This is a genomic window from Salinibacillus aidingensis (genome assembly GCF_055393355.1).
This window is the reverse complement of the sequence record NZ_AP043759.1, coordinates 900,329-920,833: the sequence shown is the minus strand read 5'-3', so window position 1 is coordinate 920,833 and position 20,505 is coordinate 900,329. Positions and strand designations below refer to the sequence as shown.

20 protein-coding genes and 1 other annotated feature are annotated in these 20,505 nt (G+C 39.3%); of the genes, 5 read left to right on the top strand and 15 right to left on the bottom strand.

Annotated elements, in window-relative coordinates; translation table 11 throughout:
• Window positions 1-298: 298 nt before the first annotated feature.
• Window positions 299-997, bottom strand: coding sequence for an adaptor protein MecA (gene mecA / locus ACZ5OK_RS05145; RefSeq protein ID WP_343839862.1), 699 nt, complete (start codon window positions 995-997; stop codon window positions 299-301).
• Window positions 998-1,274: 277 nt separating this feature from the next.
• Here mecA and ACZ5OK_RS05140 point away from each other — a divergent pair, with 277 nt between their 5' ends.
• Window positions 1,275-1,952, top strand: coding sequence for a TerC family protein (locus tag ACZ5OK_RS05140; protein ID WP_343839860.1), 678 nt, complete (start codon window positions 1,275-1,277; stop codon window positions 1,950-1,952).
• A 141-nt stretch (window positions 1,953-2,093) separates the two neighbouring features.
• Here ACZ5OK_RS05140 and spxA read toward each other — a convergent pair whose 3' ends face one another.
• Entirely contained in the window at window positions 2,094-2,489 is a 396-nt protein-coding gene (gene spxA, locus ACZ5OK_RS05135; protein ID WP_343839859.1) for a transcriptional regulator SpxA, read from the bottom strand.
• 271 nt (window positions 2,490-2,760) lie between these two features.
• Window positions 2,761-3,339 carry a GNAT family N-acetyltransferase gene (locus ACZ5OK_RS05130; protein ID WP_343839857.1) on the bottom strand — a complete coding sequence of 193 codons (579 nt, stop codon included), beginning with the start codon at window positions 3,337-3,339 and terminating at the stop codon, window positions 2,761-2,763.
• A gap of 159 nt (window positions 3,340-3,498) precedes the next feature.
• Between ACZ5OK_RS05130 and ACZ5OK_RS05125 the strand changes: the two genes are divergently transcribed.
• Window positions 3,499-3,687 carry a hypothetical protein gene (locus ACZ5OK_RS05125; protein ID WP_343839855.1) on the top strand — a complete coding sequence of 63 codons (189 nt, stop codon included), beginning with the start codon at window positions 3,499-3,501 and terminating at the stop codon, window positions 3,685-3,687.
• A gap of 54 nt (window positions 3,688-3,741) precedes the next feature.
• Here ACZ5OK_RS05125 and ACZ5OK_RS05120 read toward each other — a convergent pair whose 3' ends face one another.
• From ACZ5OK_RS05120 to ACZ5OK_RS05095, 6 genes are all read right to left on the bottom strand, one after another.
• Window positions 3,742-4,935 (bottom strand): putative glycoside hydrolase, encoded by a 1,194-nt coding sequence (locus ACZ5OK_RS05120; protein ID WP_425542208.1) that lies wholly within the window; start codon window positions 4,933-4,935, stop codon window positions 3,742-3,744.
• A 421-nt stretch (window positions 4,936-5,356) separates the two neighbouring features.
• Entirely contained in the window at window positions 5,357-6,295 is a 939-nt protein-coding gene (locus ACZ5OK_RS05115; protein ID WP_343839851.1) for an ABC transporter ATP-binding protein, read from the bottom strand.
• Window positions 6,295-7,362, bottom strand: a complete 1,068-nt coding sequence (locus ACZ5OK_RS05110) for an ABC transporter ATP-binding protein (RefSeq protein ID WP_343839849.1) — start codon at window positions 7,360-7,362, stop codon at window positions 6,295-6,297. The genes ACZ5OK_RS05115 and ACZ5OK_RS05110 overlap by 1 nt, the downstream gene beginning before the upstream one ends.
• 18 nt (window positions 7,363-7,380) lie before the next feature.
• Entirely contained in the window at window positions 7,381-8,550 is a 1,170-nt protein-coding gene (opp3C, locus tag ACZ5OK_RS05105) for an oligopeptide ABC transporter permease (protein WP_343839848.1), read from the bottom strand.
• Window positions 8,550-9,482 (bottom strand): oligopeptide ABC transporter permease, encoded by a 933-nt coding sequence (gene opp3b, locus ACZ5OK_RS05100; RefSeq protein ID WP_343839847.1) that lies wholly within the window; start codon window positions 9,480-9,482, stop codon window positions 8,550-8,552. Before opp3b ends, opp3C begins: the two co-directional genes overlap by 1 nt.
• Before the next feature lie 171 nt (window positions 9,483-9,653).
• Window positions 9,654-11,345, bottom strand: coding sequence for a peptide ABC transporter substrate-binding protein (locus ACZ5OK_RS05095; protein ID WP_343839845.1), 1,692 nt, complete (start codon window positions 11,343-11,345; stop codon window positions 9,654-9,656).
• Window positions 11,346-11,749: 404 nt separating this feature from the next.
• Between ACZ5OK_RS05095 and ACZ5OK_RS05090 the strand changes: the two genes are divergently transcribed.
• A complete protein-coding gene (locus ACZ5OK_RS05090) occupies window positions 11,750-12,118 on the top strand; it encodes a DUF3899 domain-containing protein (protein WP_425542203.1) in 369 nt (122 codons plus the stop codon).
• A gap of 138 nt (window positions 12,119-12,256) precedes the next feature.
• Window positions 12,257-12,431 (top strand) — a binding site (T-box leader).
• 72 nt (window positions 12,432-12,503) lie between these two features.
• On the top strand, window positions 12,504-13,496 hold the full coding sequence (gene trpS / locus ACZ5OK_RS05085) for a tryptophan--tRNA ligase (RefSeq protein ID WP_343839844.1): 993 nt from the start codon (window positions 12,504-12,506) through the stop codon (window positions 13,494-13,496).
• A 65-nt stretch (window positions 13,497-13,561) separates the two neighbouring features.
• Here the strand turns inward: trpS and ACZ5OK_RS05080 are convergent, their stop codons facing one another.
• On the bottom strand, window positions 13,562-14,329 hold the full coding sequence (locus ACZ5OK_RS05080) for a YjbA family protein (RefSeq protein WP_343839843.1): 768 nt from the start codon (window positions 14,327-14,329) through the stop codon (window positions 13,562-13,564).
• A gap of 88 nt (window positions 14,330-14,417) precedes the next feature.
• On the bottom strand, window positions 14,418-14,621 hold the full coding sequence (locus ACZ5OK_RS05075) for a hypothetical protein (RefSeq protein WP_343839841.1): 204 nt from the start codon (window positions 14,619-14,621) through the stop codon (window positions 14,418-14,420).
• Between the two features lie 185 nt (window positions 14,622-14,806).
• On the opposite strand from ACZ5OK_RS05075, the gene ACZ5OK_RS05070 reads away from it, so the two are divergent.
• Entirely contained in the window at window positions 14,807-15,775 is a 969-nt protein-coding gene (locus ACZ5OK_RS05070; RefSeq protein WP_343839839.1) for an LCP family protein, read from the top strand.
• Between the two features lie 62 nt (window positions 15,776-15,837).
• On the opposite strand, the gene fabF is transcribed toward ACZ5OK_RS05070, so the two are convergent.
• The 4 genes from fabF to ACZ5OK_RS05050 all read right to left on the bottom strand — a co-directional run bounded on the left by fabF (window position 15,838) and on the right by ACZ5OK_RS05050 (window position 20,438).
• Window positions 15,838-17,079, bottom strand: coding sequence for a beta-ketoacyl-ACP synthase II (fabF, locus tag ACZ5OK_RS05065; RefSeq protein WP_343839837.1), 1,242 nt, complete (start codon window positions 17,077-17,079; stop codon window positions 15,838-15,840).
• A gap of 417 nt (window positions 17,080-17,496) precedes the next feature.
• Complete coding sequence (locus ACZ5OK_RS05060) at window positions 17,497-18,423, bottom strand: beta-ketoacyl-ACP synthase III (protein WP_343839835.1); 927 nt, start codon at window positions 18,421-18,423, stop codon at window positions 17,497-17,499.
• A 344-nt stretch (window positions 18,424-18,767) separates the two neighbouring features.
• Complete coding sequence (locus ACZ5OK_RS05055) at window positions 18,768-19,724, bottom strand: BMP family ABC transporter substrate-binding protein (RefSeq protein ID WP_343839834.1); 957 nt, start codon at window positions 19,722-19,724, stop codon at window positions 18,768-18,770.
• Between the two features lie 93 nt (window positions 19,725-19,817).
• Window positions 19,818-20,438, bottom strand: a complete 621-nt coding sequence (locus ACZ5OK_RS05050) for a hypothetical protein (RefSeq protein WP_343839833.1) — start codon at window positions 20,436-20,438, stop codon at window positions 19,818-19,820.
• Window positions 20,439-20,505 lie beyond the last annotated feature (67 nt).

Here is a 20,505-nt window from a genome sequence, read left to right as displayed (position 1 = left end):
CAGGTTTTTACTGGCCGTTTATCCCCCACTTCGTCTTGTTGGGGTACCCCCAAAACCTGAAGTGGGGGTATTACGGCCAGTTAATACGTGATAAATTCCTCTACGATTTTAGCTGGAATATTGTTTCAGATTAATGACCTCACACTTCTAATCTAATGTAATTTTTCAATAAAAACAAGCATCATACATCCTTATCACCATTTACTCAGAGAGTTTTTCCCTTATCTCCCCCACCCCCATATATATTTTAGAACCACAAAAAAAGACATTCCAATATTTTTGGAATGTCCTTGAACCTCTATAAATTAGGGAAATGGGTTTTGATTTGTTCCAATGCACTTTGCTCATAAATCTGATTCCCATATTCACTTAATCGGTGAATGGTCATACTGCTTTCTTCACTATATTCGAGCATGTGGCTAATGACATCTTCCTGTTCATCATCGTCCAGCAAATCATCTTTGAACTGAATAAACAAATAGTAGGCCTGATCATAGTGATAAAGTTCATCATGAAATACAAATGAATCACGGATGGAATGACCTAACTGTATGACGTTTTCAATATCGGTAAACTTCAGAACAATGGAAAATTCCTCCTGATCATCCTCATTTTCCTCATCCTGATCCTCTGTGTCTGTCTGCTCACCATTCAAAAAGTGGCCTTTATCTAATAATGATTCCATTTTATCATCTATTGGTAAATCCAATAACTTTCCTTCATCAGTTGGAAGCTCAAGCTTGTGGCCATCCTTGGATAACTGGGCCTTCGTAACAATAATCTCAAGGCCTTTATCCATTGCCTGTACTTGAATCCATAATGGACCATCTACAGTAAATTCTTCCTGTTCATTCACCTCATCCATCATTTCCCAGAAGAGCTGTTCACTTTTTTCCCGGTTATACCAGACATCTTCACGATCAAAACCGCGATCCTCTATATCCATATAGGAGATGTAAAACTTGACTGTGTTTTCATTAATACGCTCGATTTCCATTTTAAAACTCTCCCTTCTGGTTTTCATTTATCAATTGAAGGGAAAACTAACCCCTTAAAATAAACTACTTTTGTTATATTTTATGATAAAACTAAATAAAATGAAAATTATATTGCTCGTTCTTTAAAAAACAAACGTGAGTCCATATATCTAAACCTTACAAATTAGTTACCCTGCATTTAAAAAGCTAAACATCATGCTCCTTATGTGCTAAGGTTTGATTTATTATTTTACCGTATTTCACTCTATTTGTCACCTGTTTGGGGAGGTATTATCCATGGAATTTTTAGATTTTGAATTCATTAAGTCCATTATTGCAATCATAGGTATTGATTTGGTCCTCGGTGGTGATAACGCCATTGTCATTGCACTTGCAAGTCGTAATCTCCCCTTAAGCCAGCGGAATAAAGCGATTATTTGGGGGACAGGCTTAGCTATATGTATCAGAATCTTGTTAACTGCCGTAGCACTTTATCTATTACAAATCCCATTTTTACAATTTGTCGGAGGGCTTCTTCTTGTTTATATTGCTATCCATTTACTTACAGATGACGGGGACGACCCGGATATTAAGGGCAGTGATAACCTGCTCTCAGCTATCAAAACGATTGTATTTGCAGATGTAGTTATGGGATTTGATAATGTCATTGCGCTTGCAGGTGCATCCGGCGGAAACATCATCCTTGTTATCATTGGTTTAATCATCTCGGTACCTATTATCATCTGGGGAAGCAAAATTATTCTATTTACAATGGAGAAATTCCCTGTATTGGTTTATATTGGAGCAAGTATTCTGGCTTACACAGCAAGTGAGATGATCCTTGGCGAGGAACGATTGCAGCCAATTTTTGAGCAGTTCAGCATACTCCACTATATACTTCCAATCGTAATGATCCTGTTTGTCATTATCACTGGTTACAACGTTGATCAGCGTAAAATCAAAACCGTTAAATAATGAAAGTACCTGAATAAAGAAAAAAGGTCTGATTAAAAGAAAAAAGGTCTGATTCTTTTCATATACATGAGTGGCAGTTAGCCTCTCATATATATGAATGTAAGGAATCGGACCTTTTAATTTCATTTCCCTGAACTTTAATTAATTGACAAGTCTTTGCGCTTCCTTCAGCTGGAATGAACGTACTTTTCGAGGCAGGAATCGACGAATTTCATCTTCGTTATACCCTACCTGGAGTCTCTTTTCATCCATAATAATCGGGCGACGAAGAAGTCCAGGATTTTTCTGTATTAAATCAATTAAATCCTTCAATGGCAGTTGATCTAAGTCCGCATTTAATTCCTGAAACACTTTTGAACGAGTAGAGATGATTTCATCTGTCCCGTTTTCAGTCATTCTCAGTATCTCCTTGACTTCATCAATGGTCAAATATTCAGAGAAAATGTTTCGTTCCTTAAATGGAATATCGTGCTCCTCAAGCCAGGTTCTTGCTTTCCGACAAGATGTGCAGCTTGGAGATGTGAATAAGGTTACCATATGTTTCACTCCTTTAAAAGGATTGCTTCCAGAAACAAAAAAAGTTTTATTAGATTATAATTAATATAATCTAAAATACTACATACTAAGTATACTACAAAATGATAAATGAGGATAGAGGGTATTGGAATTGTTTAAATATTGTTCAATATTTCGCCACTATTATTAGTTATTATTCCCTATTATCTCATCCCCTAAACCATTTTTTAGGGAGAAATAACAAACGTTCATTATCATTCAGGCGGGAGGTTTTTTCAATTCGCTCAGAAATTTAATCATCCAGTTCGTCAAAGATATTGTCATTTCTGCTCTCATCAAAGGTCAGTACTTTATCAACAGGCTCATAGGATTCACCGTAGAATTCTTTATCTTTATAGGTATGAATACTTTTATACATCTTTTTCATTTTCTCAAAAATTTCTTCTTCTGTTTCATGTTCAGGGGACCAATAAAGAATTTCCATTTCATTTATTTCATTTGTTGCCAATGACCTTCTTGTATAACCTATCGATCTTGCATGCTGAAACCCTTCTTTTTGATAAAAATGCAGTCGCTTTTCTGTATCCGTATCTTCATAATCAATGGGTTCCACTTCCAGAATGATGGGCTTCCCTTTTTCTTTCAGCTTCTCCATCAATTGATGCCCAATCCCTTTTCCTCTGGAAGCACTGGAAACATAGACGTAATCAATAAAAATGAAGGTGTCAAACTCCGCATACATCATAACGTGATGCTCACCCTCATCCTTATAATAGACGTCTCCTTTTTCTTCAAGAAGTCTTTCCATATGCTCTTTTGATTTCATTTCCTCAACGGGAAAATACTTACTGAGCTTTTCATACCAGTTCATAAATCTACTCCTTCTCCATTTGTCCTTTTTTATTATAACGAAACCTCTTGTAAAAGTGAAATATTTCCGGGATTACTTGAGAATTATTTTCAGACTTTTCAAACCGCCGCTGATAGCATACAATGAATTATAAGATGACTGTAGGGGGGGTCGGAAGTTATGGGTTCCTTTGTTTTAGAGTTATCATTATTGGGGATTTTAATCATTGGATTAACCGCTTTCTCTGCTGTTATTGTTCAATTTTCCGGTGAAAGGCTATTTGGTCGAAAAACAAAAAATCACTATTCCTCACAGTCTCACTCCATCCAATCAAACTGGAAACAGGTTGGCGGAAAGCATCAAACTTGAATCATTAATGAGAAAAAAGGACACTTCCTGAGCAGAATTGTCCTTTTTTATTAATTAATCTAGTGGGGTATAATCCACATTCTTTGTATACTTATTTGATGGGTTCCAGAGAAGGAACTCATGAACCCCGCCTTCATTCAATGCTTTAATTTGGGCTTCCACTTCAGCCTTCCCATATTGGGTTGGTGCTCCTGAATATAACCATGGAGCTTCAAAGTCCTGAATCCACGGTCTTGAAACAGGGGAGTTCTCAAGTTCACCCAAGCGTTCATTTTCCACCTTTACATATTCCTTAACCAGCTTGTAGGGTTCCTTGTCTGGGAATGGAATATCGAAATAACTGGTCCAATGACTTGGATAGACCATGGAGGAAATGACATCGACATTGCTTGAAATCTTGGAAAAGTTCTGTCCAATCCCAGGAGCTTCCGGAATTGTTGCAGAATAACCAAAAATATCTACAGATAAATCAACATTATAATAGGCCAATTTCTCTTTAGCGTAGGATACAAAGTCCGTAACCGCTTTGACACGCTTCTGAACATTATCCATGTCTAAATCTGCATACTCACCTTCACTGTATTGAAGGATATCATCCCGCTTTTCAAAGCCCTCCGGAAATCTTACATAATCAAATTGAATATCCTTAAACCCTGCTTCAGCAGCCATTTTGGCAATTTCAAGGTTATATTCCCAGACTTCTTTCATGAATGGATTAACAAAGGCTTCCTCTCGTCCATTTTTCCAAATTGATCCATTCTCTTTAAAGGATAATTCCGGTCTTTTTTCAGCAAGCCTCGTATCTTTAAACACCACGATACGTGCAATCGGATATACCCCTTCTTTTTCCAATGTTTCAAGTGTACTTCTTAGATCACTGATATAATTCTTACCAATATCCGAATATGGCGAGTCCTCTCCAGGATCGAAAGTTAGATCTCCATAGTCGTCTTTAATGTCAATAACCATGGAATTCAATTCTGTTTGATTAACCAGATTCAGCAGTTCTTCAAAACGGCTTCCTCCTGCAGATGGTCCTGTTACATAAATGCCCCTTACAGCTTCCGGATACTCAAATTGAAGACCCGAGTCGTACAGGAACCGTGCAATCGGATCTTCAGGAAGAGAACGCTGCTTCAATTGTACTTGATATGAATCATGAATTTTTGCAGTAAATGATTGCACTTCTTCTTCCGCATTCACAATGAGTTGTGGGAAAAAGGAAAGAATCAGAGTTACAATAGCCATCAAAAGTATCTTTCCCGGTTGCAACGGGTGCCAGGTCAGATCATCCCTACTGCCATTGAATTCCTCTCCTGATAAATTTACCCCAAGCGGATGGATGTCGGTTCTTGCCTTCTCTCTTCTTGGTTTATTCAATTTGATCAAACTCCCATTTTTTATTGTATGTCTATATTATATTAGAAGTTTGTTTTATTTTGTTGGCTTTTTTTAATTTTCTCCGGGAAAAATATTTTATTCACCTATTGACAAGGCCAAAATGAGGATGTTTCCTTGTCAATGGTGCTGAATCCGGACGTGGCCTCTCATGGTATGCTATAAACCAATCACAGCCTTTATTATTCAGACACGAAAAAATCCCTGTTATATTATAAAATAACAGGGATTTACCTCTTATTACACTTTATACATGTAAAAGAAACGGATATTATTTATTTTCTGATTCTCTTTTATATTTTTCGAATTCGGTTGGGGTGCATCTTACCCAATGTCCTGGTGTGATTTCTCGAAATTCAAATTCCTCATCTTGATTATGAATAGATGGATCATATTCCACTCGTTTACGGCTACGCTCATAATCAGGGTCTGGAAGAGGAATCGCTGAAAGTAAAGATTTTGTATATGGATGAAGCGGATTACGGTACAGCTCTTCACTATCCGCCAATTCAACCATATGTCCAAAATACATTACCCCAATTCGGTCACTAATATATTTTACCATGGAGAGGTCATGGGCAATAAATAAATAGGTTAAGTTATGGTCATCCTGCAACTGCTTCAGAAGGTTTACAACCTGAGCCTGAATAGATACATCAAGAGCTGAGATAGGCTCATCAGCAATAATAAACTCCGGCTTAACGGCTAGCGCCCGGGCAATACCGATTCTCTGACGCTGTCCACCACTAAACTCGTGGGGAAAGCGGCTGGCATGCTCCTTATTTAATCCTACTGTTTCCAATAATTCCTGTACTCTTTCTTTGCGTTCCTTTTCATTTTTCGCAAGACCATGGACGTCGATTCCCTCTGCAATGATATCCTGCACATTCATACGGGAATTCAAGGATGCATAAGGGTCCTGGAAAATCATTTGCATTTTCCGATTAAACTTTTTAAGTTCAGTGTTGGATTTTTTTCCATGAACATCTTCGCCATTAAACTTCACCTGGCCATCTGTGGCATCGTATAGCCGAATGATCGTTCTTCCTGTTGTAGATTTTCCACAACCGGATTCTCCCACCAACCCAAAGGTCTCTCCTTTGTAGATGTCAAATGTTAAACCATCAACGGCTTTTACGACACCCTTACGTCCGACACGGAAATGCTGTTTTAAATCTTTTACTTCGAGTAACTTTTCATTAGATGCCATTATTCTTCACCGTCCTTAGCTACACCCGGAATCGTACCTGTACTGGCAATACCATGCATACGACGTTTGACCGATTCCGGTGGTTCAATATTCGGAGCCTTTTCATGAAGCAACCAGGTAGCAGCATAATGCGTATCTGATACTTTGAACATCGGTGGTTCAAGCTCCTCATCAATCTTAAGTGCATATTGATTACGTGGTGCAAATGCATCCCCTTTTGGAGGATTTGTCATGTCCGGTGGTGATCCAGGGATGGCTACAAGGTCTAAGCCATCATTATCCAATGTCGGCATGGAACCAAGTAATCCCCATGTGTATGGGTGCTTTGGATTATAGAAAATCTCATCAGCTGTACCAATTTCCACAATCTTTCCTGCATACATAACGGCCACACGGTCAGCAACATTGGCCACGACACCGAGATCGTGAGTAATAAAGATAATTGAGCTATCTGTTTTTCGCTGAATATCCTTCATTAATTCCAAAATCTGCGCTTGAATGGTAACGTCAAGTGCTGTCGTTGGTTCGTCGGCTATTAGCAGCTTAGGATCACACGCTAATGCAATGGCAATGACTACACGCTGACGCATACCACCGGAAAACTGGTGAGGATACTGTTTTATCCGGGTATTTGCATCCGGGATTCCAACCAGTTCAAGTAATTCTATCGCTCTCTCTCTTGCTTTAGCCCGGCTCATATTCTGGTGTTTAACGAGGGGCTCCATAATTTGAGTACCTACTTTCATTGTAGGGTTTAACGAAGTCATAGGATCCTGAAAAATCATTGAAATATCCTGCCCACGAAGCTTCTGCATATCTTTCTCTGATTTTTGGACAAGATCTTCTCCCTCAAGAAGAATTTGTCCATCTTTCACATATCCCTGTGGCTTAGGGAGAAGCTGCATTAAAGCTTTTGTTGTAACGGATTTACCTGAACCTGATTCACCAACAATTGCAAGGGTTTCTCCTTTTTTTACATCAAAGCTGACACCACGTACAGCCTGTACTTCTCCACTAAACGTATCAAAGGAAACTTTAAGGTCTTTCACCTCTAGTAACTTATCCATAATTAAACACCTACCTTTCTATTTATGCATCTTAGGATCAAATGCGTCTCTAAATCCGTCACCTAAAATATTAAAGGCAATCATAATAACAGAAATGAGAATCGCCGGGAATACTAGTAAAAATGGATATTGTCTTAAAGAATCAAAACCTGTGTTAATTAACGTACCAAGTGATGCTTCAGGTGGAACAATTCCAAGACCGATAAAGCTTAAAAAGGCTTCAAAGAAAATCGCATTTGGTATGGTAAACATCGTATTGATGATAATGATTCCACTTATATTCGGCATTAAGTGTTTCGATATGATTCTTCGGTCAGGTGTCCCCAAGGTTCGGGCTGCCAGTATAAATTCCTGAGTTTTCAGCTTGAGTATTTCTCCACGGACAATACGGGCCATACCTGTCCATCCAGTTATCGTCAGGGCAATGGTAATCGATAATACCCCCGGCTGAAGCACAACAGTCATTAGAAGTATAACAACAAGGTTTGGAATTCCAGTTAATATTTCGATAATCCGCTGAAGAACATCGTCAATACGTCCGCCAAAGTAACCGGAAATACCACCGTAGCCGACACCAATTAACAGGTCAATGGTAGCCGCTAAAAAGGCAATATACAGAGATATACGTGTACCCTGCCAGACACGAGTCCATTGGTCACGTCCCAGTTCATCCGTACCTAACCAGAAATAGGTATCTTCCATTCCTTTCGCTTCATAAGGATGAAAGGTTCCTGATACTTTTGCGGAATCTTCACTTCCATCTCCTTCATTAATTACCTCAATGTCCATAAATTCTTCTTTATTACCAAAGCGTTGAATAGCTTTCTGAGACGCTTCTTCCACTGTGTCCCCTTCAAAAGTTCTTTGGAACGTACCGTCAAAGCCCAGCCAGCTAATATTCTCCAATCCGGGTACACGTGCCGGCATCTTGGAAACGGACAAGTCCTGATCGTTATATCCATATTTATTCATACCAGGGCCAACGAAACTCATAATGATAATCGCAATCAATACAAATAGCGAAAGCATCGCTGGTATGTTTTTAAATAATGTCCTTCTTGCATCCTGCCAAAAGGTTCTGCTTTCTCTGGAGATTTTTTCACTCGTGTCTTCCGTTCTTTCTATGGGTTCAAATAATTCTTCTGGCAAATTATTTTCATTATATTGGTTATTTTGATTATTAGCCATTATTTCTCCCCTCCTGACAGTCGGATTCTAGGGTCGATAATTCCATATAGGAGGTCGATTACCAGGATGATTACCACAAATAATACGGAATAGAACAAAGTCGTTCCCATAATTGTTGGATAATCATTTACCATAATTGAGTTAACAAATTGTTCACCAATACCTGGTATAGCAAATATTTCTTCAATAACAAGCGTACCTGTAATTAAACCTACAGCCATAGGTCCAATTACTGTAATTAAAGGAATTAATGCGTTTCTCAGTCCATGTTTAAAAACAACACCTGCCTGAGTTACACCCTTTGCTCTGGCCGTTGTAATATAATCGGATCCCAATACTTCGAGCATTTCTGTTCGCGTAAAACGCGCTGAAATCGCCATAGGGAAAATCATTAGCGCTATTACCGGGAGAACATGATACTCAAGACCACCCTTCCACAGCGCTACCGGGAACCAGCCTAATTTAACCGCAAATACATACTGCAGTAATCCTGCGAATACGAAGGAAGGAATCGAAGTTCCTAGCACGGCAATAATAGTAGAAGTAAAGTCAAGTACTCCATTGTGGAAGATCGCAGCTATCAAGCCAAGTAAAATCCCTAAAAGTACACCAATCACTAAAGACTCAGCACCTAAAATTGCAGATGGTCCAATTCTGTCAGCAAGAATTTTAGTTACCGGCGTTGAGTCAAATTTATAGGAAAGTCCTAAATCTAATTGTACAATCCCGACCAGATAATTGACGTATTGTACAGGAATGGGGTCGTTCAGACCGTATTTTTCGAGAACAATTTCCTGCTGTTCTTCAGATAGTTTATTTTCAGCGCTCAGCGGACTACCAGGTAAAATCTTCATTAAGAAGAACGTAATGGATGCAATGATAAATAAAGTAATCAGCATATAGACAATCCGCTTCAGTAAAAAACGTCCCATTTCCAACACCTCCTGAAAAAGTTTATCGAATTTTGTTGTAAGTTGACTGAAAGTTCATTATTGCCAAAAAACTCTCCAACAATGGAAAAGAGAGTATACGCCACCTTAATGGTCTATATACTCTCCTCCCAATCTTAAGCTAGCCTATTCGATTAAGATTAATGATTAATCTTATTCAGCAGCAACAGCTTCAGCCCATTTGTACTCATAAGTTGGTCCAAAGGAATTGCTGTAAACATTTTCAACCTTAGGACTAATTAACTGAGCACGTGCACTCTGATAAACCGGTGCAATGGCTGCATCTTCAAATAGAATCTTCTCAGCTTCTAAGAAAGCTTCCATACGAGCTACCATGTCAGTAGTATTCTTTGTTGATTCTACTAGCTCATCATATTCTTCATTGGAGTAACCCATCTTATTGTTTCCACCATCTGTTAACCAGAGGTTTAACCAAGTATATGGATCCATGTAGTCAGGGCCCCATCCGGCAAATTGGATATCATAATCCATGTTTGTATCAGCATCTAAACGCTGCTCGAACGGCACTTGAACTAATGTAAGATCCAACCCTGGAAGGTTACTTTCAAGTTCATTAACAATGAATTCATTCATTGATTTAGCTGTTTCACTGTCTCCAGCAAGGAATTCAAGTTCAACAGAATCTGTACCTAGTTCCTCTAAACCTTGCTCCCAGTATTCTTTAGCTTGTTCTGGATCATAGGTTACAAGATCACCATTAATGCTGCGGAAATCTTCACCTGTTTCAGGGTGCTGATAGAAGTCTTCAGGTACAAGACCATTCGCTACCATAGATCCATTGTTCAGGATTGTATCAACAATGCCCTGCTTATCAAACGCTCTTGAAATCGCACGACGAACATTCACATTTGCCAGAGCTTCATTACGAGTCTGGTTCATCTTCAGGTAGAAGACAGTCATTTCAGGAGTTACTGTGTAATCGTCATGAGTAGAATATTGGTCAACCAGATCAGAGGATAGACCAGCTCTATCCGCTTCACCTTCTTCATATAAGTTTACAGCAGTTTGAGGATCTTTAACAACCTGATAAGTCTGCTTTTCAAGTTTTACTGTCTCAGCATCCCAATATTCAGGGTTTTTGTTTAATTCCCAGGAACTAGCTGTACTTTCCCAGTTATCTAATGTAAATGGACCATTGAATAGTAAAGTATCTGTGCTTGTTGCATAAGCATCACCTTGTTCTTCAACAAAGTCCTTATTTAACGGCAGGAATGTACCGAAAGTTGCTAATGATTCGAAGTATGGTGTTGGGTTCGCAAGGTCTACAACTAATTTGTAGTCTCCATCAGCACTTACACCAAGCTCTTCAACTGGTACATCACCATTGTTTACTTCTGTAGCATTCTTAATTACGCCACCCATCATGTATGGGCCATACTCAGATCCAGTGTCAGGATTTACAGCACGTCTCCATGCATAAACAAAATCGTGAGCTGTAACAGGATCACCATTTGACCATTTTGCATCTTCACGCAATTCGAAGGTCCAGGTTAACCCGTCTTCACTAACGGTATGGTCCTTTGCAATACCTTCTACAATTTCTCCATCCTTAACACGATAAAGACCTTCCATAGTTGCCCCTAAGAATTGAAATGCAAATTCATCAGTAGCCATAGAAGAGTCCATTGTTGGAATCGTGTCACCATTAAGTAAGTTAAACGTTTGTTCTACTTCTTCTGAAGAACCTTCTTCTGATGAATCCTGACTGTCATCTGCTGCGTCGTCTGAAGTGTCTCCACCATCATCTCCACCAGAACATGCAGCCAGGAATAGACTTAGTACCAGACCAAGTACTAAGAGCAGTGACCATTTTGACTTTTTCATGGTTTAAATGACCTCCCCTTAAGATTTAATTTTCTAAATTTTTTGTAGATGAATGATCTACGCTTAGAATTATACAAGTTTTCTAAACATTTTGCATCAACTTTTTTATATAAATTTAAAAATTTGTTGATATTATTACTTTTGCATAACAAAAAATAGGACTATTTACCCATTATCGTCACAGCAAACCCACCCCCTAGATTACTGAAAATTTTGTCAAATGAATAAAAATTTAGGAATGTTTTTTAAATGGACGAGATTTTTATTTTTATACAATATTTATTCATTTGTTGGTAAAGGCGAAATATTTTGTAAATTCAGGCCGATATACTTTTATTGTTTATTCAGGATCAGAGCATGGTATAATAATAAGCAGTTTTTAAAATAAAAAAAGGTGTTCGATTATGTACATAATAAAAAATAAATGGTTCTTCCTATTCATCAATATCCTTATTACTCTTTTTGTCTTTTTTTACAATGCTGCACCAGGTCATTCCCTGAAATATTTGATTAACAGTCTGTTTTATGTCAGTTTTCCCTATATCATGCTCTCTCTTATTCTCTACGTAACAAGGGAACGTTTTTTCGACGGGATAACGTTCGGATTTCGGAGGTTCTGGGCTGAAATGTCAAAGAAGGATTATATGGAGGAATGGAAGGAACGACCCCTTCCATCTGAAAAGATTAGTATTCGATTTTTAAAGGCCCTTTCCTTCCAGGCTCTCAGTTTACTCATTTTAATGATTTTGTTGCTTTTTATCTATTATATGTAAACGTTGTATTCCATGCCGATGTACGGACGACATACTTATTGCTTATTGGTAACGTTTTGACTAATGCAATTACTCATCATCCTACCTTCCACCTTGCATTCCTCCTCCAGACTTTATATAATAAGAAACAACTAAATATCATTAGCTGTGAAGAAGGCGCAGTACAATAGCCCGCTGATTTTCAGAGAGCTTGTGGGTGGTGTGAACAAGCATCAAGGCGAATTGGAATTGGACTTTGGAGCTGATTACCGAATGAAGCGATCTTAACATGTTAAGATAACAAGGGTGGTACCGCGGTTCATCCGTCCCTTATTTTTGGGATGTGCTGAATCGCTTTTTTTAATGAAAAATTTTGAGAATGAACAAACTATTGAGGTGATAAAGAATGCAAACCATTTTTTCAGGGATTCAACCAAGTGGATCCCTTACCATCGGGAACTATCTTGGAGCTCTTCGGAATTTTGTTGACCTTCAGGAAGAATATGATTGTTATTTTTGTATCGTGGATGAACACGCCATCACGGTACCTCAGGATCGGCTGAAATTAAGAGAAAATATTCGTTCTTTGGCCGCACTTTATCTTGCTGCCGGGATTGATCCTGAAAAATCAACATTATTTATTCAATCAGAGGTTTCTGCTCACGCTGAACTTGGCTGGATGCTGCAATGCGTGGCCTATACAGGGGAACTGGAGAGAATGACACAATTTAAGGATAAGTCAGAAGGGAAAGAGGCTGTCACTGCCGGGTTGTTAACGTATCCTCCATTGATGGCTGCGGATATTTTATTATATAGTACCCACCTCGTTCCAGTTGGTGATGACCAGAAACAGCATATTGAATTAACCCGGGATTTAGCTGAACGGTTTAATCGTAAATATAATGATATTTTTACGATTCCTGAAGCCCATATTCCAAAGGTTGGCGCAAGAGTAATGTCTCTGCAGAATCCAACGAAGAAAATGAGTAAATCCGATGAAAATCAAAAGGCTACCATCTTTTTACTGGATGATGCAAAGAAAATTGAGAAGAAGATTAAGAGTGCTGTTACTGATTCTATAGGTACGATTGAATATGATAAGGAAAACCGGCCGGGTATCTCCAATCTGCTTATGATTTATTCCAGTTTCACTGGTCAATCCATTGATGAAATCGTGGAAAAGTACACAGGAAAAGGCTATGGGGAATTCAAACAGGATCTGGCAGAGGTAGTAATTTATGCCTTGAACCCATTACAGGAACGTTACTATGAGCTTATTGAATCAGACAAGCTGGATGAGGTTCTGGATCTTGGCGCTGATAAAGCTGAATTCAAAGCAGGGAAAATGCTGAAAAAAGCTAAGAAAGCGATGGGCTTAGGCCGATTTCATAAAAAGTAAATGTATTTAAACTAAAAAATGACCGGCTTACGTAAGCCGGTCCATCTATTTATTTTGGCAATCTGTCAATAATAGGCTTGATTTGACGATGAATTCATTGTTCCTGTTTCAAGCTCCCAAAGCTTTTCAAAAAAAGGCTGTCCCTTTGTCATCTTTCGGCAGATTTCTTCGTGTGTTTTCGTCCATCCTTGCTTTAATCCCTCATACAGCTCCTGCCATGCTTCTCCAAAATCCATTTGCTGAATGCTTTCATAATTTCCCGGAGCCCATTCTGTTAGCCAATAGCGTAACTCGGATACATGGGAGGTCTGTCTCATTTGGTCCAGCATCATCATAAGTAATTGTTTTAATTGTCTTTCCTTCCTTGTTAATCCAATCATTTCATGTGGTGGAAGAGAAAGCGTATGATATTCTTTGACGTATTGTTCGGGTGAAAAGGAATAGGATACTGGTTCTAATTTTTCAATCATATCGTATACTAATCGTTCCTGCCTTGGAATAAGGCGGCTTTTGCGTATTGGCAGTGAATAACCCATCGTATCGATCGTAACAATGGATTTTCCATCAGTGGCAACAAAGGCATATTCAAGCGGGATACGTTCCTGATTTTTACGCAGATAGGCCCGTTGATAAACAGAATCCAGTAATTCTTTTGGAAGATCCTGCAGGTCGTTTTCAATGTAATCGTATAATGTTTCTGTTACATAAACTAATGGAACCTGGTCTAAAAGCTCAATTCCGTCTTCTTTTCTCCATTCGTGAAAATGACATACATTATAGCCGTTTTCTTCCCCTTCAAACCAGTTTACCCACACATCATGTAAATACATCATCCAAGACCCTCGCTTTACTATTTCATCCTTTCTATTGTTCATTATGGCCATGTTTGGCATTTTTATTCTATATGAGCCAATCTTTACCTCAGTCGGATGGATAAAAAAAACAACTGAACGTTATAATCAGAATGCCAACGAGAAGCAAATAACTTTCGGGCTTGTCCTTTATAAATATAAGGTAATCGATAAATCCTAATCCGACTGGAATGATATTCAAATAAATAATCAGCGATACTCCTCCAGCTACGGTCAATCCAAATCCAACAAAGAACCAGAATATCCAAATCATTTTTTCTTCCCCCAGGCATGTCCATCTATTATATATATATATATGTTCAAATAAATAAACTATAACTGGGGAAATATAAGAAATTCCCTTTACTATTGAATGGATAAAAGGTACATTAATAATTAGCAGTCTGTACGTCTTTTATTTTCGAATCAATGAAGGCTATTTTAAAGGTGAGATAAGTGATGGATGATAATCGTATAACGAGAAGAAAATTAAGAAGAAAAAAGCGGAATAAGTGGATTCTGTTTTCGGTTCTATTGATTTTTTTAAGCATGGCAACGTATGTAACTTATGAATATATGGCTGGAAAAAATGCAGCAATGGAAGACGTTGGAAATGACGAAAAAAGTGAAAAAAGTAAGCAGTACGAAGAGGAATTTAAAGGGGTCGATGATGGACTCAAAAAAACCAATGTTCTGCTATTAGGCAGTGACTCCAGAGGGGAAGAAAATGCAAGATCCGATACCATCATGATTGGACAATATGACCCTGAAAAAGGAACAGCCAAATTAGTCTCCATTATGCGCGATAGTTATGTCGACATACCAGGACATGGGTACAAAAAAATTAATGCAGCATTTGGCTTTGGCGGACCTGAACTATTACGAAAAACAATTAAAAGAAATTTTGGCATAGATCTAGAGTATTATGCAATTGTCGACTTTCAGGGGTTTGTAAAAATAGTAAATACCATCGCACCTGATGGAGTAGAAATCAATGTTGAAAAACATATGTCACGCCATATCGGTGTTACCCTAGAGCCAGGCCGGCAAACCCTGAATGGTAAGGAATTGTTAGGATATGCAAGATACCGCTATAGTGATAGTGACTTTGAACGTGTGGAAAGACAGCAGAAGGTTATGAGGAAATTAAAGGATAAAGTCATTTCGTTTTCGGGCGTATTAAAATTGCCACGCTTAGTCGGAACATTGCAGCCTTATATTAAAACGAATATGGATACCGGGAAGATCATTTCTTTAGGAAAGGATTTTCTTCTGAATCCTGTTGATGAGATTGAGACCCTCCGAATCCCCGTTCGTGAAAAGGCATGGGATGCCCATCATGAAGGAGTAGGAGATGTTTTAGAGTTTAATGAATCAGAAATGAGAGGAATCATGCAGGAATTTTTAAATGAAAATACGGACACATAAAAAAATCGGCCCTGGGCCGATTTTTTTACCCCCTGATTGTCCTGCTAATCAGGGGGGTCCTATTATTCACTGTATTTTTTAAAGATTAAAGATACATTATGCCCACCAAAGCCTAACGAGTTCGTCATCACGACATCAACATCTTTTTCAATCGCTTCATTCGGTACATAATGCAGATCACAGTCAGGATCTTCTGTTTCGTAGTTAATCGTTGGCGGAAGTACACCATCTGTTAAGGCCTTTATCGAAATGATGGATTCTACTGCACCCGCTGAACCTAATAAATGACCTGTCATTGACTTTGTGGAACTGACAGATAAATCATAGGCATGATCACCAAAAACCGTTTTAACTGCCTGGGTTTCAAACTTATCGTTTAATTCTGTGCTCGTTCCGTGCGCGTTAATATATTGGATATCCGTTTTTTCAATGTCAGCATCCTCCACTGCCTGTTGCATGGCCCTTGCTGCTCCTTCACCTTCAGGGGCTGGTGCTGTGATATGATAGGCATCTCCTGTTGATCCATACCCTGTAATTTCCGCGTAAATTTTTGCTCCACGTTTCTTAGCAGATTCCAGAGTCTCAAGAACGAGAATTCCAGCTCCTTCTCCCATTACAAATCCGTTACGGTTTAAATCAAAGGGACGACTTGCTGTCTTTGGATCCTCAGTCGTACTTAATGCTTTGGCACTTGAAAAGCCTGCAAATGCCATATTCGTAATCGGAGCCTCTGCACCACCTGTAATCATGTAATCTGCATCTCCCCGCTGGATAACTTTATACGCATCCCCAATGGAGTTCGCACCTGATGCACAGGCGGTTACTGTACAGGAATTTATCCCTTTGGCGCCAAGTAAAATCGATACCTGTCCGGCAGCCATATCCGGGATCATCATGGGTACAAAAAACGGACTGACTCTTTTGTATCCCCGATTTATAAATTTCCGGAATTGTTCCTCATATGTAGCCATTCCGCCAATCCCTGAACCAATCCATACCCCTGTACGGTCTGCGATTTTATCATTAATCTCCAGATTCGCATCCTTCACAGCCATCATGGATGATGCAACAGCAAATTGGGTGAAAAGGTCCATTCTTTTGGCATCCTTTTTATCCATATACTCCGCAGGGTCAAAATCTTTTACTTCACCTGCAATTTTGGCAGGAAAATCATCTGGATTCACCCGGGTTACGCCATCAATACCAGATTGACCTTTTTGAATCTGATCCCACATTGTTTCTACATTATTTCCAACAGGAGTAACTGCTCCCATTCCCGTAACCACTACGCGACGATTATCCATGGACTTCACCTTCCTCCTTTTTTCACTTTAACGGTCACCCGCTTTTTCTTTTTAGAGCTGCGGCTCCTAGGTCAGGGCGGATATAAGCCAAAGCCATTCCGTGGCCAAAACCATGCCACTCCATGTCTTCGTCTTATCCCGCATGACCTGATCAGTCGCCTCCGCTTTTCTTTGTCCAGCTGCGGCTCCTAGGTCAAGGCGGATATAAGCCAAAGCCATTCCGTGGCCAAAACCATGCCACTCCATGTCTTCGTCTTATCCCGCATGACCTGATCAGTCGCCTCCGCTTTTCTTTGTCCAGCTGCGGCTCCTAGGTCAAGGCGGATATAAGTCAAAGCCTTTCCGTGGCCAAAACCATGCCACTCCATGTCTTTGTCTTATCCCGCATGACCTGAACAGTCGCCTCCGCTTTTCTGCCTACCACCTTAAGGCTACGGCTCCCCAGGTTAGACCTCCGCCGAATCCTACTAGGACGACGAGGTCATCTTCTTTTATTTTACCGTTCTTCACATCTTCTGACAAAGCAATTGGTATGGAAGCTGCTGAAGTATTTCCATATTTGTGAACAGATTTGGACATTTTTTCCTTCTCAATGCCTAATCTTTCTCTGGCAGTTTCCATGATTCGGATGTTTGCCTGGTGTGGAATTAGGTAGTCTACATCCTCTTTCTTTAAACCGATTTTTTCTACAACATTGACTGCCGATTCACCCATTTGACGAACGGCAAATTTGAAGACTTCCCGGCCATTCATGACGATATATTCGTCCTGATACAGGTGATCTCCTCCACTTCCATCAGATCCTAATTCAAACGAAAGAATTCCTTTGCCATCTTCTACAGGACCGACAACAGCTGCACCTGCTCCATCACCAAACAGTACACATGTATTGCGGTCCTCCCAATTTGTGATTTTCGAGAGCTTCTCCACGCCAATCACAAGTACATTTTGGTATACACCTGAATTAATAAACTGCTGGGCTGTGGCTAAACCATACATAAATCCTGAACAGGCTGCGCTAATGTCCATAGCCGCTGCCTTTTTGGCCCCAAATCGCTCTTGTAAGCGGCACGCAACAGATGGAAAAGGCTGATCTGGTGTTACGGTTGCAACCAGAATTAAATCAAGCTCTTCCCCGCTAATTCCTGCATCGTTAAGCGCATTTTCCGCTGCACGGTAGGCCATATCAGATGTATCCATATCATCATCTGCAATGCGTCTTTCTTCGATACCCGTACGAGTGCGAATCCACTCATCACTGGTATCTACAATTTTCTCCAAATCTTCATTCGTAACCACTTTGTCCGGTACAAAATGACCGATTCCTATTAATCCTGCATTCATATATTCATCCCCTTAAAAGGTTTTCCGCTTTCTTTATCCAGCTGCGGCTCTCAGGCCTAACCGGTCGCCTCCGCTTTTCCATTGTCCAGCTGCGGCTCCTAGGTCAAGGCGGATATAAGTCAAAGCCTTTCCGTGGCCAAAACCATGCCACTCCATGTCTTTGTCTTATCCCGCATGACCTGAACAGTCGCCTCCGCTTTTCCTGTTCCGGCAAAAAGGTCAAATCAATCTTTTTTATTACTTATTATTATGACCTGGTATTAATTTTAATGTAAAAAAAATCATTTTTCAAGTATTTGAAAAATGACGCCGTGGGGGCTCCCTTTTGCAGGGAACCTTCCATCCTATTTAATCTGATTGGGTAAGTCTCCGGTTTCTTTGTATTGATTAATAGCTTCAGCTACATCCTCCCTTACATGCTTCGGTACTTCATCACTGTATGTTCCCATTGTGATCACATCATCACGAAAGTCAAAATTCATAACTTTTGATGGGAGTTCACCTTTGTTAAATTTTTTGGCTATAATGGGATACAACCGGTCAACATGCTGTACAGTACTTGTAAGAACTGTTGATTCTCCCATATCAATCAAATCAGAAATATAACCGATGGCATATATATTTGACTCCTTTGCCTCATTCACAATGGGCACACTAAACCCGTCCCCTGTTGGATAAATGACATCGATATTCGCTTCCTTCAGAGTCTGAAATCGATTGAGGGCCTGTTCTGAACTATCCCAATGGTTGACCATGCGAATTTCCACATTCACTTCCGAATTTTGATATTTCACCCCTTCATAGAAACCGTCAATTTCCGGCTGCCACTCAAAGGCTCCCAGTACACCAACATTATTGGTTTCTGTCATAGCTCCTGCTACCATTCCGGCAAAAAATCCCATTGCATGAGCATTAAATTTAATACTGGTGATATTTTCGCTATATGTATCGCCATTAAAATAGACGAACTGTATATCCGGATAATCCTGATCAATGGCAGAAAAATATTGTCCATAGCTGCTGCTATGTCCAAAAATTAAATTCACACCCTTATTGGCAAAAGTCTCAACGGCCTCGTTGACTTTCATCTGCGTGTTGACCCCTTCTTTAAAATAAACATTAGTATCCATATTCTCCTGAATGTTTAAGAGGCCTAAATATCCTTTCTTTCCCCATGTCTGATCATGTATGGAACCTTCCACCAGCAATCCGGCATTTTGAATATTTCCGGTCTCTAAAACATTTGAACAGCCTGTTAATAAAAGGAAAATGATAAAAATTAAAGCTCCTATTTTTTTCACGCTGCTGCACTCCCAATTCTATCTCTATTTCAGATATATGAATAACGGTTTGTAAAGCCTTTACGTATCTCTTTAGTTTACCCATAAATGTAGTTATTTCAAACGATAATAGACATTTTTCCATTGTTCGATATGGTTTAAGACTTTTTGGACAGCCTGATCACTTGAGAATGTAGAAGCCTCCCTCTTCCCAAGATAAAAACAATCCGTATCCTCCTGATAAGTAAAATGTAACAAGTTTTCCTTATTCTTTTCCTGTGTTAAATCATAAACGCTATGAACTAAATCGTCTACAAATAAAACGGAATCATTTTTTGACACTTTTTCAAATTCCTCTTCACTCATCCAAGGGCCAACCGTTGGGGGAATCAAAATAATAAACTCATTATGAGCCGGATCCTGCACTTTTTCCCTATCTTTTTCTTCCATTAACATATAGTATTCTCCTTTTGGAAAACAGGAATTTACGATTTCTTTCATTTCTGAAGGTGTTTTTTGAAGAGATATAACGATGGTTCGGCTATCTCCAACTGTAAGCTCCTGAAAATTCTTCTTCCAGGTAAAGAGTGCATTCCGTCCAATTAAACTATATAAAAACTCCTGCTGTGAATCTGTGATTTCTCCCACACCAATAACCTCTATACCTTCATTTAAATACTTTTCAACAAAATGATACCCCTTCCAATTAAAGCAATCGAACACCACTACATTCAATTATACCCCCCCATTCCTAAATGAAATATTCTTTATTTTTAAAGGTCTCTTTGGTAAACTAAGAACA